The organism is Curtobacterium caseinilyticum (genome assembly GCF_030363035.1).
Classification (GTDB): Bacteria; Actinomycetota; Actinomycetes; order Actinomycetales; family Microbacteriaceae; genus Curtobacterium; species Curtobacterium caseinilyticum.
Genome location: NZ_JAUCMN010000014.1, coordinates 17,244 through 32,213, shown reverse-complemented (window position 1 = coordinate 32,213; position 14,970 = coordinate 17,244). Strand labels below are relative to the sequence as shown.

General features: G+C 72.4%; 14 protein-coding genes and 1 tRNA gene. 8 read left to right on the top strand and 7 right to left on the bottom strand.

All coding sequences use genetic code 11. The features are described 5' to 3' along the window. Positions 1 to 138 precede the first annotated feature (138 nt). Positions 139 to 1,239, top strand: a complete 1,101-nt coding sequence (locus tag QUG93_RS15440; protein ID WP_289475412.1) for a hypothetical protein — start codon at positions 139 to 141, stop codon at positions 1,237 to 1,239. A gap of 49 nt (positions 1,240 to 1,288) precedes the next feature. Here the strand turns inward: QUG93_RS15440 and QUG93_RS15435 are convergent, their stop codons facing one another. Next, positions 1,289 to 2,335, bottom strand: coding sequence for an amidase domain-containing protein (locus tag QUG93_RS15435; RefSeq protein ID WP_289475409.1), 1,047 nt, complete (start codon positions 2,333 to 2,335; stop codon positions 1,289 to 1,291). Positions 2,336 to 2,408: 73 nt separating this feature from the next. On the opposite strand from QUG93_RS15435, the gene QUG93_RS15430 reads away from it, so the two are divergent. Then, positions 2,409 to 2,792: a hypothetical protein gene (locus QUG93_RS15430; protein ID WP_289475407.1), complete on the top strand. Its 384-nt coding sequence runs from the start codon at positions 2,409 to 2,411 to the stop codon at positions 2,790 to 2,792. Positions 2,793 to 2,862: 70 nt separating this feature from the next. Here the strand turns inward: QUG93_RS15430 and QUG93_RS15425 are convergent. The 4 genes from QUG93_RS15425 to galU all read right to left on the bottom strand — a co-directional run bounded on the left by QUG93_RS15425 (position 2,863) and on the right by galU (position 5,921). Further along, positions 2,863 to 2,938, bottom strand: a tRNA-Ala gene (locus QUG93_RS15425). An 83-nt stretch (positions 2,939 to 3,021) separates the two neighbouring features. Further along, a complete protein-coding gene (locus QUG93_RS15420; RefSeq protein ID WP_289475405.1) occupies positions 3,022 to 4,152 on the bottom strand; it encodes a hypothetical protein in 1,131 nt (376 codons plus the stop codon). Positions 4,153 to 4,281: 129 nt separating this feature from the next. Beyond that, positions 4,282 to 4,941, bottom strand: coding sequence for a GNAT family N-acetyltransferase (locus QUG93_RS15415; RefSeq protein WP_289475403.1), 660 nt, complete (start codon positions 4,939 to 4,941; stop codon positions 4,282 to 4,284). Positions 4,942 to 5,030: 89 nt separating this feature from the next. Continuing rightward, positions 5,031 to 5,921, bottom strand: a complete 891-nt coding sequence (gene galU, locus QUG93_RS15410) for a UTP--glucose-1-phosphate uridylyltransferase GalU (RefSeq protein WP_289475401.1) — start codon at positions 5,919 to 5,921, stop codon at positions 5,031 to 5,033. 113 nt (positions 5,922 to 6,034) lie between these two features. Here galU and QUG93_RS15405 point away from each other — a divergent pair, with 113 nt between their 5' ends. Genes QUG93_RS15405 through mscL form a run of 3 tightly spaced genes read left to right on the top strand, consistent with a single transcriptional unit; the run spans position 6,035 to position 7,477 of the window. After that, positions 6,035 to 6,619 carry a 5-formyltetrahydrofolate cyclo-ligase gene (locus QUG93_RS15405; protein ID WP_289475399.1) on the top strand — a complete coding sequence of 195 codons (585 nt, stop codon included), beginning with the start codon at positions 6,035 to 6,037 and terminating at the stop codon, positions 6,617 to 6,619. 1 nt (position 6,620) lies between these two features. Further along, positions 6,621 to 6,920, top strand: a complete 300-nt coding sequence (locus QUG93_RS15400; protein WP_289475396.1) for an FmdB family zinc ribbon protein — start codon at positions 6,621 to 6,623, stop codon at positions 6,918 to 6,920. A 56-nt stretch (positions 6,921 to 6,976) separates the two neighbouring features. Beyond that, positions 6,977 to 7,477 carry a large conductance mechanosensitive channel protein MscL gene (gene mscL / locus QUG93_RS15395; protein ID WP_289475393.1) on the top strand — a complete coding sequence of 167 codons (501 nt, stop codon included), beginning with the start codon at positions 6,977 to 6,979 and terminating at the stop codon, positions 7,475 to 7,477. A 114-nt stretch (positions 7,478 to 7,591) separates the two neighbouring features. Here mscL and QUG93_RS15390 read toward each other — a convergent pair whose 3' ends face one another. After that, positions 7,592 to 8,176, bottom strand: coding sequence for a CDP-alcohol phosphatidyltransferase family protein (locus QUG93_RS15390; protein ID WP_289475391.1), 585 nt, complete (start codon positions 8,174 to 8,176; stop codon positions 7,592 to 7,594). Between the two features lie 354 nt (positions 8,177 to 8,530). Then, positions 8,531 to 12,253: an AAA family ATPase gene (locus QUG93_RS15385; protein WP_289475389.1), complete on the bottom strand. Its 3,723-nt coding sequence runs from the start codon at positions 12,251 to 12,253 to the stop codon at positions 8,531 to 8,533. A 226-nt stretch (positions 12,254 to 12,479) separates the two neighbouring features. Between QUG93_RS15385 and QUG93_RS15380 the strand changes: the two genes are divergently transcribed. The 3 genes from QUG93_RS15380 (at position 12,480) to QUG93_RS15370 (ending at position 14,916) form a co-directional block, all read left to right on the top strand. Then, positions 12,480 to 13,367, top strand: a complete 888-nt coding sequence (locus QUG93_RS15380) for an HpcH/HpaI aldolase/citrate lyase family protein (protein ID WP_289475387.1) — start codon at positions 12,480 to 12,482, stop codon at positions 13,365 to 13,367. Between the two features lie 9 nt (positions 13,368 to 13,376). Continuing rightward, positions 13,377 to 13,853, top strand: coding sequence for a DUF6264 family protein (locus QUG93_RS15375; RefSeq protein WP_289475384.1), 477 nt, complete (start codon positions 13,377 to 13,379; stop codon positions 13,851 to 13,853). A 187-nt stretch (positions 13,854 to 14,040) separates the two neighbouring features. Next, a complete protein-coding gene (locus QUG93_RS15370) occupies positions 14,041 to 14,916 on the top strand; it encodes an aldo/keto reductase (RefSeq protein ID WP_289475382.1) in 876 nt (291 codons plus the stop codon). The last annotated feature ends 54 nt before the right edge of the window (positions 14,917 to 14,970 follow it).

Here is a 14,970-nt window from a genome sequence, read left to right as displayed (position 1 = left end):
GCTGGCGCGTCGACCCGGAACCGGCGGCGTGGGCCCGGGCCGGGGCTGCCGACCCGCGCCCGACGCGTGCTGACGGACGGACGGGAGGGACGGCACAGCGGGTGGACCACTCCCCTGCTCGTGTGGCTGGCCTCACGCGTGGTCAGCACGGTCCTGCTGCTCACCGTCTGGCTGCTCGCCACCGCGAACGGCTGGCGGTTCGCGTCGTACCGACGCGAGGGCACCTTCACGGCGTTCCTCGGGTCCTGGGACGCGTCCTTCTACCGGACGATCGCCGAGCACGGCTACCCGACCACGCTGCCGACCGACGCCGCCGGGCACGTGCTGCCGAACCCGTGGGCGTTCCTGCCGGTGTTCCCGGCGCTGGCCCGGGCCGTGCTGCCGGTGGTCGGTGGGTCGTTCTGGGCGGCGGGTGTGCTCGTCGCGACCCTCGCCGGGGCGGGGACGTGCGTCGTGCTGTGGCGGCTGGTGCGGGCGGTGTCCGACGAGCGGCGTGCGACCCGGGCCACCGCGCTCTTCGCGTTCGCGCCGACCGGGTTCCTGCTGCAGGTCGCCTACGCGGAGAGCACGTTCCTGCTGCTGCTGTTCGGCGGCCTGCTCGCCCTCGTGCGCCGGCGGTACTGGCTCGTGCTGCCGCTCGGGGTCGTCGCGGCGTTCACGAAGCCCGGCGCCCTCGCACTGGCGGTGGCGCTCGCGGTGCACCTGGTCGTGCGGATCGTGCAGGAGCGCCGAGCGATGCCGGTGCGGGACGCCGTGGCGATCGTCGTGGCGGGGCTCGGGATCGCGGCCGCCGGGCTGGCGTGGCCCGTCGTCGCGTCGACCGTGACCGGGCAGCCGGACGCGTACCTCGAGACCGAGCTGTCCTGGTGGACGGGCTTCGTCGGGAGGCAGCACTTCGCGCCGCTGACGCCCTGGTTCACGATGGCGTCGACGTGGCTCGGGCCGTTCGGCGTCGTGCTCGTGGTGGTGGTGCTCGCGGGTGCGGTGTGGTTCTGGACACGCCGGGGTGTGCGGGCGCTCGGGGTTGACGTCGTGGCGTTCACGGCGTCGTACGCGCTGTACCTGGTGGCGGTGTTCCTGCCGCAGCAGAGCCTGCCGCGGTTGTTGATGCCGACGGCGCCGTTGCTCGGGTCGGACGCGTTCACGGGGACGCGGCGGCGGACCATGTCGTGGCTCGTGGTCGGGGTGTGCCTGCAGCCGGTCGCGATCGTGCTGCTGTGGTTCCTCGGCTACCCCTGACGCGCGGGACGCGGGATCAGGCGTCGGGCTCCTCGGGCCCGGGCTCGGGCTACGCGTCGAAGGTGTGGAACCAGGCGGTCCCGCCCGGGTGCTGCACGGTGATCATCTCGTCGAGGTCGCGGTACGGCCCGTCCTGGTTGTGGCTCGCGGACTTGATCCGGACGGTTCCGTCCGGCTCCGTGAACACCTCGGAGACGATCGTCACGTGGTCCGGCGACTGGTTGTCGTTCCAGTCGTAGAACACGATGTCGCCGACCTTGACCTTGCTCCGCTCGTCGAGGGACCTCCTGGTCAGGCCGAACGTCGATGCGTTCGCGGTCATCCACGGGTCCATCGCCGGGCAGTACGTCCACGTGGCACTGTGCTGCGCGCCCCCGGCCCGGTTGTACCAGTCGTCCCGCTGCTCCCACCCGCGGGCGACGAGCGTCTGGCTGACGTAGTTCGCGCAGTCGCCGCCGATCGGGTTCATCGTGCCGTACTCGGAGAGGTTGTAGTCCTTCCAGTACCGCATCGCGTACTCGAGCTGCCGGTCGACGTCGGTGAGGGCTGCGTAGGCGACGGAGGTCGTCGCGGCCGCGGTGGACGCATCGGGCGTCGGCGCGGCCGTGGGCGTCGGTGTCGCAGCGGCGTCGTCCTGCGTCGCACCGGTCTGCCCGTCGTTCGCTGCGCTGCCGTTGCCGTCGGACGACTGGTTGGCCGACGGGCTCGGCTCGATCGCCGACGTGAAGAGCGCGACGTCCGCCGACCCGGCCGTGTACATCGCCTGGTGCGGTGCCGTGAAGGTCACCTTCGTCGCCGTCGCCCGGACGTCGCGGGCCGCGATGCCGCTGACGGTGACGCCCTGCACCGCGGCGAGCCCGGTCCCGGTCACCGTGACCGTGACCCCGCCGGCGAGCGGGAGCTGCGCGGGCTCGACCGACGCGGCCGTCGGGCGCGCGCTCGGCGAGGACCCGTCCGACCCGGTCCGTCCGGATCCGGCGCTGCCCGAGGTGCCCGGCGCGGGGTCCTCGCTGCGGGAGCACGCGGCGACGGCGAGCCCGATCCCGGTGACACCGGCGAGCGAGAGCAGGGAACGACGGGTGAACGAGGCAGTCATGACCTGATCAGGGTAGGCGACGGTACGGCAGGATCACTGGCAGCACACCACCGATCGGAAGGATCCGTCCCGCATGCCCGAGAGCCACGACTTCTTCGTCGCCGCCGATCCCGGCTCCACCCGCGCCCGCGTCCGCGACGCCCTCGTCCGCCAGGGCTACACCGTCGAGGACGGCGAGCAGGGCGCCCTCCGTGCCGCCCGCGGCAGCCTGGGCCTGACACTGCTCGTCGGCGGGTTGGCGAACGACCGGACCTTCCACACCCGCCTCGACGTGCAGCTGATGATCGCACCCGACGGCCGCACGGTCGCCCGACTGCTCCGGGGCTCCGGCAGGTCGGCCGTCAAGGGCGGCGCGCTCGGCGTCGCGCGCGGCAACCGGGCGTTCGAGCAGGCCGCGAACGCGATCCACACCGAACTCGCGCAGGCCGGCGTCCTGACCGACAGCATCCCCGGCTGAGCAGTCCACCGCGCAACGCAGGAAGGCCACCCGATCCGGGTGGCCTTCCTGCGTCGTGGCTGCTTGTGCTTGGTGGAGCTAAGGGGATTCGAACCCCTGACCTTCTCATTGCGAACGAGACGCGCTACCAACTGCGCCATAGCCCCAAGTGCTCGACCACACTAGCACCACCGGGAGCGCGAACCGAAATCGGTCCGCGGCGGCCGGGCGTGCCGCGGGTCGTGTCCGGTCAGACCGCGCGACGACGCCGCATGATCGCGTCGAGGTCCGTCTGCTGGTAGGCGTCGTCGTCGATGACGCCCATGCCGGCCCAGCGGCTGGGCGGAGCGGCCGCTCCGGCCTCGGCGGACTCCTCGGTCGCGGGGTCAGTAGACGGCGCGGGTGCAGCAGCAGACGGCGCCGCAGTGGACCGCGCCGCCGGCGCCCTGAGGCCGAGCCGCTCCGCGAGGCGCCCCTGGTCGTGGGCGGAGAGCGACGCGGCGGCGTCCTCGACGTCGGACCGCAGGCGCGACACGCGTGCGAGCGACGGGTCGCTCTCCCCCGCCCGGATCGCCGCCGCCTCGGCCTCGGCTTCGGCCTTCGCCGCAGCGACGCGCTCCCGGAGGCGTGCCGCCAGCTCGGCGGACGACTCGGGCGTCGCCGCGGGTGCGGCCGGCCGCTCCACGTACAGCGGCTTCGGCACACGGGACGGGGTCCAGCTCCGGTCACGCACGGGCTCCGCGGGCTGCTCGGTCGACAGCGGCGGCGCCGGGTCCGTCCACGTGCTCGCCTGCCGGGAGGCGCGGGTCGCCTCCGCAGCGCCCGCCGCGGCACGCGCCTTCCGCGCCTGGGCGACCTGGTGCAGCTGCGCGAGGACCGCTGCGGACCCACCGGCGGCGACCAGCCCGGCGACGCCGACGAGCCAGGCCCCGGGTGCGGCGATGAAGACGACGGCCGCGACGAGGACGCCGAGCGTGCCGAATAGGGTCGCGCCGAGTCGGGAGCGACGCATCCGCATGGCGGTGAGCGCGGGCACCGAGGACACCCGCTCCAGCGCCGGCTGCTGCTCGGCGAGACGCCGGGTGATCTCACGCTGCCGGGCGGCCTCGTGGGCACGGACGATGGCTGCGCGCTTGGCTTCTTCGGACCGGGCGACGCGCTGCGCCTCGGCCAGGGACTTCGCGTTCATCTCGACCCGGACCTCGTCGGGGAGTTCGGCGGTCTGCGCGAGGATGCGCAGGGTCTGCTGCAGCCGGATCGCGTTCCGCTCGGTCGCGAGGTACTGCCGACGTGCTGCCCACGACGGCATGAGGTAGACGACCCAGAGCACGGCCGCGATGAGCAGGACGATGCCGCCGCCCCAGGAGCCGATACCTGCCATGGGGACACGGTAGGGGCGCGCGTTCCCCGGACCGCCCATTGCCGGACGCGTGTTGCGCGAGTCGTGACCGAATCCGTGGGCGGTGGGGCGAGCCTCCAGGCCGGTGCGTCGGCGTGACGGGACGGACCGTCAGATGCGCGGTCGGGTGTCGAGCGGTGTCGCCGCCTCGTCGCGGGCGGACGCGGGCACGCTGCCCACGCCGGGCGGGACCCGCCCGGCGACCCAGCGGTCGAGGACGCCCTCGCGCACCTCCTCGGCGACCAGGGCGAAGCAGAAGTGGTCGCGCCAGTCGCCGTTGATGTGGATGTACCGGCGGCGGAGGCCCTCGAACCGGAAGCCGAGCTTCTCGACGACCCGGAGGCTCGGGACGTTCTCCGGACGGATGCAGATCTCGATGCGGTGGATGCCGACGACCCGGAAGCAGTGGTCGACGGCCATGGCGACCGCGATCGGCGTGACGTTGTGCCCGGCCGCGTCCTCGACGACCCAGTAGCCGATGGACGCACTGGCGAGCGAGCCGTACGTGATGCCGGACACGTTGAGCTGGCCGACGAAGCGGCCGTCGAGCTCCATCGCGAACGGCAGACCGAGGCCCGCGCGCGCGTTCGCCTGCAGGGCGCGGATGCTGCCGCGGACGTCGGTGGAGACGTGACCGGAGGGGTTGGTGGCCTCCCACGTGCGGAGCCACGAGCGGTTCGTGGCGAGGGCGACGTCGAGGTCGCGGGTGTCGCGGAGCCGGAGGGGCCGGATCGTGACCCGCCCGTGGGACAGGGTCGGGATCGTCGTCATCGCTGTGGTTCCTCCGGTGCCCGGTGGTCGGCCGGGTGGACGCACGAACGGGCCCGGGGCGGACCCCGGACCCGTTCGCGACGGGGTGGCTACTCTCCCGCGTTGAAGTCCTTCAGCCACGCCTTGAGGTCGGGGCCGAGGTCATCGCGGTCCGAGGCGAGCTGCACGATCGCCTTGATGTAGTCCAGCTTGTCACCCGTGTCGTACCGGCGTCCACGGAACACGACGCCGTACACGCCACCGGTCCACTCCTCGGCGCCCGCCATCTTCATGAGCGCGTCGGTGAGCTGGATCTCGCCGCCCTTGCCCGGCTCCTGCTTCTCGAGGACGTCGAAGACCTCGGGACGGATGACGTAGCGGCCGATGATGGCGAGGTTCGAGGGTGCTTCGCCCTGCGGGGGCTTCTCGACCAGGCCGGTGATCTTCACGACGTCGTCGGTGTCGGTCTCCTCGACCGTGGCGATGCCGTACATGTGGGTCTGCGACTCCGGGACCTCGAGGAGCGCGACGACCGTCGCGTTCTTCTCGCCCTGGACCTCGATCATGCGCTTGAGCAGCGGGTCGCGGGCGTCGATGATGTCGTCGCCGAGCAGGACGGCGAACGGCTCGCGGCCGACGTGCATCTTCGCTCGGAGCACCGCGTGGCCGAGGCCGAGCGGGTCGCCCTGGCGGACGTAGTGCATGTCGGCGAGGTCGGTCGACTGGTTGACCTTCTGGAGCTTCTCGTGGTCGCCCTTCTTCTTGAGGGTCTCCTCGAGCTCCGCCACGTGGTCGAAGTGGTTCTCGAGCGCGTTCTTGTTGCGCCCGGTGATCATCAGCACGTCGGTGAGGCCGGCGTTCACGGCCTCTTCGACCACGTACTGGATCGCCGGCTTGTCGACGACCGGGAGCATCTCCTTCGGCATCGCCTTGGTCGCGGGGAGGAAGCGCGTGCCCAGGCCTGCGGCCGGGATCACCGCCTTCGAAATCTGGAAGCCCATGTCCGAGAACGTACCGGACGTGTCCTGGAGGGCGACATCGTCATTTCGGAGGACACGGCATCACGCTCCCCGCAGCGGGAAGCCGCAAACCCGGCCTCGGTAGACTCCCCGCCATGACCGCCGATCTCGGGAACGAGAAGCGCGCCCTGCGAGCCGAGCTCCGGCAGCGGCGGCGCACCCGGACCACGACCGAGCGCGACACCGACAGCGCGTCGCTGACCGCGACCCTGCAGCGCTTCGTGGAGGAGCGGCAGGTCCGCTCGCTCGCCCTCTACCTGTCGGCGCCCGACGAGCCCGACGTCCGTCCCTTCCTGCAGTGGGCCCACCAGCACGGCGTCCGCGTGCTGCTGCCGATCACGCGCGAGGACGGTCTGCTCGACTGGGCCGTCGGCGACGGGTCCACCGAGCAGCAGGGGCTGCACGGCATGCCGGAGGTCGTCGGCGAGGTGCTCTCCCCGCTCGCGCTCGGCGACGTCGATGCGATCCTCACGCCCGCCGCTGCGGTCGGGCACGACGGCTGCCGCATGGGCTGGGGCCGGGGCTACTACGACAAGACCCTCGGGTCGATGGCGAACCGGCCGCCCGTCTATGCTGTGATCTTCGACGCGGAGTACCTCGACGAGGTCCCGCGCGAGGCCCACGACGAACCCGTCGACGGCATCATCACGCCGTCGCGCATCATCACCTTCCGGAGCTAGGGTGCCCACCTACTCGTACCGCTGCACCGAGTGCGACAACGCCTTCGACATCAAGCAGTCGTTCTCCGACGCCTCCCTCACCGAGTGCCCCGTCTGCGGCGGTGCACTGCGCAAGGTGTTCTCGCCCGTGGGCGTGACCTTCAACGGCGGTGGCTTCTACCGCACCGACTCGCGGTCGACGCCGAAGGCCGAGGGGTCGTCGGGAGCCTCGTCCTCGTCGTCCTCCTCGTCGTCGAGCGCGCCCGCGAAGACCGAGACGAAGAAGACCGAGTCGAAGCCGGCTGCGCCCAGCGCCTCCTGACGGTCGCTCGTCCCCGTCGGTACGGTGGGGTCTCCTCGACACGGAAGGAGGCCCGCGTGAAGGGCTTCAAGGAGTTCCTGCTGCGCGGGAACGTCATCGACCTGGCCGTCGCGGTCGTCATCGGTGCGGCGTTCACCGCGATCGTGACCGCGATCGTGACGAGCCTGATCAACCCGCTCATCGGAGCCGTCTTCAACGCGTCGAGCCTCGACAAGGCGCTCGTCGTCGCGATCCCGACGGTCTCGGGTGGCTCGGCGAAGATCCTGTTCGGCGCGATCATCGGTGCCGTGCTCAACTTCCTCATCGTCGCCGCCGTGGTGTACTTCGCCCTGGTCGTCCCGGTGAACCGGCTCAAGAAGATCGCGTTCGAGCGCGTCAAGAACGACGAGCAGCAGACCCCGCAGGACGTCCCGCCGACCGACGTCGAGGTGCTGCTCGAGATCCGCGACCTGCTCCGCGCGCAGAACGGCGTGACGGCGAGCACCGGCGGCGGTGCACACGTCGCCCCGTCGACCGCGCCCGAGGGTCCGGGGATCGGCGGCTCGACGAAGCTCTAGCCCCGTCCCTCCCTCGCGAAACGCAACGCGGGCGGTCCCCCGCAGCGACATCCCGCTGCGAGGAACCGCCCACGTTGCGTCTTGCGGGGCCGCCGCGACGGAGCCGCCGCGGGGTCAGACCGGGCGGGGCTGCGTCCGGTGCTTCGCGGCGAGGGCCCGGGCGTACTGCACCCCGGCGACGACGTGGCCGATCGTCCCGAGCCAGACGAAGACGAGCGCGAGCACGCGGACCCAGTCGTGCTGCGACGCCACCGACGTCGACGAGAAGAGCAGCAGCGGCAGGCCGACGAACAGCAGCGCGGAGCGGACCTTGCCGGTCCAGGTCACGTCGAGGTCCGGGTTGCCGCGGAACCACAACCACGAGAGCACGACGAGCACCAGGTCGACCAGGACGATGATCGCGACGCTCGGCCACGGCAGCAGCCCGACGAGCACGAGCGAGAGCACGATCGCGATGATCGCGAGCCGGTCGGCCACGGGGTCGAGGGCCTTGCCGAGCTCCGAACCCTGGTCGAACCGTCGCGCGATGAAGCCGTCGGCCCAGTCGCTGACGCCGAGGACGACGAGCGTGACGAGCGCCCATCCGGGGTGCCCGGCGACGACGAACCCGATGAACACGGGGATGAGCAGGAACCGCACCACCGTGATCAGGTTCGGCCACGTCTGCCAGTCGGGTCGCTGCCGCACGGTGTCACTCATCACGTTCAGGCTACCCGTCACCAGTGTGGGGGCACGTCGCGGAGCAGCTGGGCGTCGTTCTCGCCGTCGCGGTGCCGCGCCGGCTCCGTGGCCGGCGACGGGTCGCTGCCCGGAGCCGGCTGGGTGGTGACGCGCCTGCTGCGGCGAAGTGGGGCCGTCGGCCGCTCCGTCGTGTCGTCGACCGCCGTCCGGGGGCGGACGGGAGGCGCGACCTGCGCCGCGTCGTCGGCCCGCCTCCACGACCCCACCAGCTGGTCCGTCTCCGGCGTCACCGGTCCGGCGGCGCGGGACGCGCGTCGGCTCACCGGCTCGCCGGGCCCGACACGGGCACGCCGGGGCGCAGCTCCGACGTGCTCACCGGCGTGCCGGGATCGGTGGGATCGAGATCTCCTGCGTGACGCCGCGGTCGACGCCGAGGACCGACGCGACGGTGTCCGCCACGCGGTCCGGGTCGGAGAACAGCTGGAACGCGTGGACGCGGACGTAGTGCCACCCGAGCCGACGGAGCACCTCGGGGCGGAGCCGCAGCGACTCGCGCAACGAACCGCGGACGAGCGACGCGTCGGTCTCGATCGTGACGCAGACACCGCCGTGCGCGGCCACCAGGCCGAGCTTGCCGCGGTGCCCGAGCGCGACCGGGATGCCGCGCATCTCGAGGCGGCGCGCCAGGTCGACGAGCAGCGGGTCGGAGTCGTCCGGGACGTACTCGGCCGTGGTGCGGGCGCGGACCTCGGCGAGGATCTCGGCCAGCGCGACCGTGCCGTGGCCCATCCGCTCGGCCTCGATGTCCGAGGGCTGGAAGCACGTGACGATGATCATCGAGCGGCGTGCGCGGGTCATCGCGACGGCGAGCAGGCGCTCCCCGCCCGGCTTGCCGAGCGGGCCGAAGTCGCGCAGGACCCGGCCGTGCGGCGTCCGGCCGTAGCCGATCGAGAACACGACGCGGTCGCGGCTCTGCGCCACCGACTGCTCGAGGGTGGCGACGATGAACGGCTCGGCGCGGTCGCCGATGACGAACTCGGTCAGGTCCTTGTGCCCCTGCGCCGCGGTCAGGACGGCCTGCTCGACGCGGACGGCGTGCTTGGCCGATGCGGTGATGACCATGAGCGACTCGGTGGGACGCGTGCGGGCGTGGTCCATCACGAGCCGGACGACGCGGTCCACCTCGGCGTCCACGCTCTCGACCGCACCGGACTCGGGGTCCGGGACGGCCTTGCCGTCGCTGACGTAGTCGATCGCGATCGAACCGTGGCCGAGGAACGAGCCGGCCCACGGCAGCGACTCGATGCGGCCGCCGTAGAAGCGGCGGTTCACGAGCTCGGCGAGGTCCTCGCCGCCGGCACGGTACGAGCGTGTCAGCGACAGGGTCGGCAGGAGCGTGGAGAGCTTCGCCAGGGCGGAGTCGGCGTGCAGCGCGTCGAGCGCACCCTCGTCCACCTGCAGTGCGCGGTGGTCCGGGTCGACCGCGATCCGGAACGGCGACGGGGTCTGCGTGACGGGGTCGCCGAACACGACCGTCTGGCGTGCGCGGCGGACGGCACCGACGGTCTCGGCGATCGTGACGGCACCGGCGTCGACGAGGATCACCGTGTCGAACGGCATCGTGTCGGCGATCTCGGACACCTCGTACGGCGACGCGAGCCACACCGGCGCGATCGACCGCGACAGGTGCGGCGCCGAGTCCTGCAGCAGGCGCGAGGTGATCGCACCCTCCTTGAGCTGCGTCTTCAGCGCGGTGGCCTCGTCCGGCCAGTCGACGAGTCCGACCTTCCAGTTCTCGGCGAGCTGCCACGCGAGGCCCTGGGAGACCCCGGCGGCGTGTGCGTCGTCGACGAGACGGAAGTCGGCCTCGACCCGGTCGAGCATGTCGGTGTTGCCGCCGAGCAGGGCCCGGTCGGACTCGAGCATGGTCTCGAGCGCGGACTGCCACCAGGCGAGCTCGAGCTCGGCCGGCACCTGGGTGTCCGGCACGTGGCGGTTGGCCAGGTCGGTGATGAGCGGCTCGAGCTGCAGGTCACGGAGCGTCTGCATGAGCTCGGTGCGCTCCTGCAGGTTGTGCAGCACGTCGGACTCGGCCGCGAGCTCGGCGATCGTCGGCACGAGCTCGTCGATCGGCAGGTTCGCGAGCTGACGGTCGCGGTCGGTCCGGCCGAGGGGCTCGTCGAGCCGCGCGAGGTCCTGCACGACGTTCGAGAAGAGCACCTGCACGTCGCCGATGCCCGTGGGGACCTCGGGGTTGACGCCCGCGGCGACGTAGCGCTGCCACAGGACGCGCTGCTGCTGGACGCGGGTGAGCGCCTCGTGCAGGTCGGACACGTGCACACCGGGGCGCACGTACTCACGCGCGAGCTTCTTCAGCCGACGACGGTTCGTCGACGACATCGGCGCACCCTCGCCGCGCGGGGCTGTGGCGGCGACGAGCTCGGAGACCGACCGATCGAACACGACCGGCAGGAACCGGTCGAGGGTGTCCCGGATCTCGGTGAGCAGGCGGAGGTAGATGCCGAGCTCGTTGATGGTCGTGAACTGCCGCATGTGCGTCGTCGCGACGAGGTCGTGTGCCCGGCGGAGCAGCGTCGGCAGCCCGTCGGCGTCGAGGTCCTGCGCGGTCTTGTGCGCCCGCTGCGCGCCGTCGCTCGAGCTGAACTTCGCGCCGTACCAGGGCGAGTCGCCGGGGCCGTAGCGGAACTCGCCGAGGTTCGCGGCGCTGACCATGGTCTCGGCGACGCGCGAGCGCCCCTCGACCATGCTCGTCACGGACCGCTTCGACAGTCGGGCGGTCGTCGACGGCGCCACCGGCAGGAGCGACAGCCGCGAGAGCTCGACCAGGCAGTCGAGCACCGAGACGCCGAAGTCCGGGTCGACGCGGGTCAGCGAGCCGCGGTAGTCGGTGAGGACCTTGCGCAGCCGGACCAGGGCGTCGTCGACCTCGCGCAGGTTCGGCCGCGAGGCCTTCTCGTTGCGGGCGATCGCACGGACGACGTCGCGGCGCAGGGTGGCCGGTGTCACGGCGACACCGGGGAGCTGCACCTCGCTGAACCGGGCCGCGATCCCCCGCAGGGTCGCACGACGGGGGCTCACCACGAGGACGCGCTTGTTCGCGGCGACGAGACCGCCGAGTGCGTTCACGATCGTCTGCGTGCCGCCGGTGCCCGGCAGGGTCTTCACGACGATGGAGTTGCCGGCCGTGATCTGCGCGATCACGTTCTCCTGCTCGTCGTCGGCGTCGAGCAGGAGCGTGTCGGTCTCCGGGCTGCGCTCGTCCGAGGGGGTCTGCTCGACCGGGTGGTACGACTGCTCGACCTGCCACTTCGCACTCGGGTTGCCCGCGAGGGCGTCGAGCACGGGGTGCGACAGGTCGCCGGTGTCCTCGACCATGCCGCTGGCGACCTCGGCGAAGGTCGAGACGACCAGGCGCGCGTGCACCGAGAACCCGGGGATGTGCGCGGTCAGGCCGCGGAGCCGGTCGATGACGGGGTTCGGCGTGAACGAGCCGTCCTGCTGCGCGAGGGCGACGAAGGACTGCGCGTCGAGGATGACCCCGTGCTGCTCGTGCAGCGCGTCGGCCAGGCCCGGGTTGAGCACGGGCTCGCCGAGCAGGCGGACCTCGAAGTCACGGCCGTGCCGGCGGATCGCGAGCGGCCGGAGCAGGACCGGGCCGCGGAAGTGCTCGTCACCGTGCTGCCAGTCGGCCATGCCGATGCCGAGCTTCACCGCGTCGATGCCCCGCACGGTCGCGAGCTCGGTGCCCTTCGCCTCGACCTGGGCCGCCGCGACACGGGCGGCGCGGAGCGCGACCTCGTCGCGGATCAGGCTCGACAGCAGGGTCGTCTTGCCGGTGATGAACTGCGCGAGGCCGCCGGGGTGCGTCGTCGAGAGCTCGATCCGGGCGCGCGGGTGGTCGCTGAAGTGGGTGAGCGGGCTCGTGCCCCCGACACCGGTCAGCTGGGTCCGCCAGGCGTCCCACGTCGGTTCGGCGGCGTTGCCGGCCTGGAGGCGCGGGTCGCCCAGGCTGATCGCCTGCGGACTCGTGAGCTGCAGTTCGGGACGCAGGGTGCGGTCGGGTTCGTCCGTCACGACGGTCTCTTCCTGCTCTCCCCGCTGTCGTCCGTCCGTGGGCGCGGTGGCACCCTCGACGGGGACGTCGTCGTTTCCGTCGTCCGCGCCGTCGGTCACCCTGTCTCGCCACACATCCGACACTGTAGGCGGAAGCGACCGACCACCCTGGCAATGACCCGACGTTTCGGGGTTTCCGGGCGGGCCCGGTGCGCAGTCCGAGCAGCCGGTGTGGTACCAACGGGTCATGGCCATCGACGACCGCACCGCCCCGTCCGCCCACGCCCCATCGTCGACCAGGCCGGACCGACGCCGGTCCGTCCCCGCCGAGATCTCCCGCTCCTGGCTCCTCGTGCCCGGCACCGCCGCCGACCGGTTCGAGCGGGCGCAGCGCTCCCGTGCCGACCAGATCATCCTCGACGTCGAGGACGCCGTCGACCCCGCAGCGAAGCCGGGTGCCCGCACGACCGTCGCGTCGTGGTTGGCGGGCGGCGGCGAGGCCTGGGTCCGGATCAACGACGTCACGACCGACTTCTGGGCCGACGACGTCGAGGAGCTCCGTGGGCTGCCGGGGTTGCAGGGCGTGGTGCTCGCGAAGACCGAGTCCCCCGCGCAGGTCACCGACACCTGGCACCGGCTCGGCGGCCACACGCCGGTCATCGCGCTGGTCGAGTCCGCGCTGGGCATCGAGGAGGCCACGGCGATCGCGAAGGCCCAGGGTGCGTTCCGGCTGGCGTTCGGCTCGGGTGACTACCGCCGCGACACCGGCACCTCCGCGGACACGCTCGCCATGGCGTACCCGCGGTCACGCCTCGTCGTGGCGTCCCGCGTCGGCGACCTGCCCGGTCCGATCGACGGTCCGACCGTCGGTTCGGCGCACGCGATCCTCCGCGAGCAGTCGCAGGTGGCGGTGTCGCTCGGACTCACCGGCAAGCTCTGCCTGGACACCGAGCAGCTCCCCGTGATCAACGAGGTCATCTCGCCGACCCCGACCGACGTGGCGTGGGCGCAGGACTTCCTCGACGACTTCGAGGCCCGCGGGCAGGTCATCCGCGACGGTTCCGACCTGCCGCGACTCGGCCGTGCGCAGAAGATCCAGCGCCTCGCCCAGGCGTTCGGCGTCGAGGCACGGTAGACCGGTCGCATGACCTGGTCGCACCCGTCCGGCGGTCCGCCGCAGTCCTCGCCCTCCGGTCCGAGCGGTGCCGAGCGCGCCGCGTGGGAGCGCGGTGGCACGACCCTCTTCCCCGCCGGCCGGGTCGCCGACCGCGTGTCGACCGTGCTGCTGCTGGCGTTCGGCGCCGTGCTGACGATCCTGACCACGGTGATCGGGATCATCGCCGTCGTGTCCGCCACCGCGAGCTGTGACGCGGCGACGGGGTGCTCCCCCGGGCGGTTCCTCGGCGGTGCCGCGATCGCGGTCGGCGGCGCGTTCGTCATCGGGGTCGCCACCGTCGTGCTCGCGATCGGTGCCTGGGTGCGCCGGCGCTCGTCGTGGTGGATCGCGGCCCTCGGCTTCGTGCTGGCGATCGCGGTCGTGACCTGGGGCGGGGTCGTCTTCGCCGAGGCCACCGGCACCGGGGCCGACACCGGTCCGGTGTCCGCGCTGCAGGCACCGTAGGCGCGCACCCGTCGGACGCGACCACCGGAACCAGGTTCCGGCCGCCGCACCGCGGAACTCCCTGGTGCCGTGTCCGGGACCTGGTCCCGCGCGCCCCGCCCGCCACGCGCCGCCCACCCGCCCTCGACCACCTGTCCCCTCCCCGCACGCTGGGCGCGGTGCCGAACCGTCAGCGCATGCTGGGCGCATGAAGCAACGAGTCATCGGAGACGTGTCGGTCAGCGCCATCGGTCTGGGCGGGATGCCCATGTCCATCGAGGGACGACCCGACGAGCGACAGGCGATCGCGACCATCCACGCGGCCCTCGAGGCCGGTGTGACCCTCATCGACACCGCCGACGCCTACCACCAGGCGGCGAAGGACGAGGTCGGGCACAACGAGGAGCTCATCGCGAAGGCGATCCGTGCGTTCCACGGCGACACCGACGCGGTGCTCGTCGCGACGAAGGGCGGGCACCTGCGGCCGGAGCCGGGCCCGTGGGCGCAGGACGGTCGGCCGGAGTACCTCAAGGAGGCCGCGAAGGCCTCGGCGAAGCGGCTCGGTGTCGACGCCGTCGGCCTGTACCAGTTCCACCGGCCGGACCCGGCCGTGCCCTACGCCGACTCGGTCGGCGCGCTCGCGGAGCTCCTCGACGAGGGCGTCATCCGGATGGCCGGCATCTCGAACGCCGACCCCGACCAGATCCGCGAGGCGAACGAGGTCCTCGGCGGCCGACTGGCCTCGGTGCAGAACCAGTTCTCGCCGGCGTTCCGGTCGAGCGAGCCGGAACTCGAGCTCTGCGACGAGCTCGGCATCGCGTTCCTGCCGTGGAGCCCGCTCGGCGGCATCGCGAAGGCGGCGGACCTCGGCACCGCGTACGAGGACTTCGCCGTGATCGCTCGCGAGCGCGACGTGTCGCCGCAGGTCGTGGCGCTGGCCTGGGAGCTGCAGAAGAGCGACGTCGTGATCCCGATCCCCGGGGCGTCCCGGCCGCAGTCGATCCTCGACTCGGTGGTCGCGGCGACCATCAAGCTCCGCGACGAGGACGTCGAGCGGCTCGACCGCGCGGAGCCCGCGGCCTGACCCGCACGGCACGACGACGCCCCGTCCGCCGATCGGTGGGCGGGGCGTCGTCGT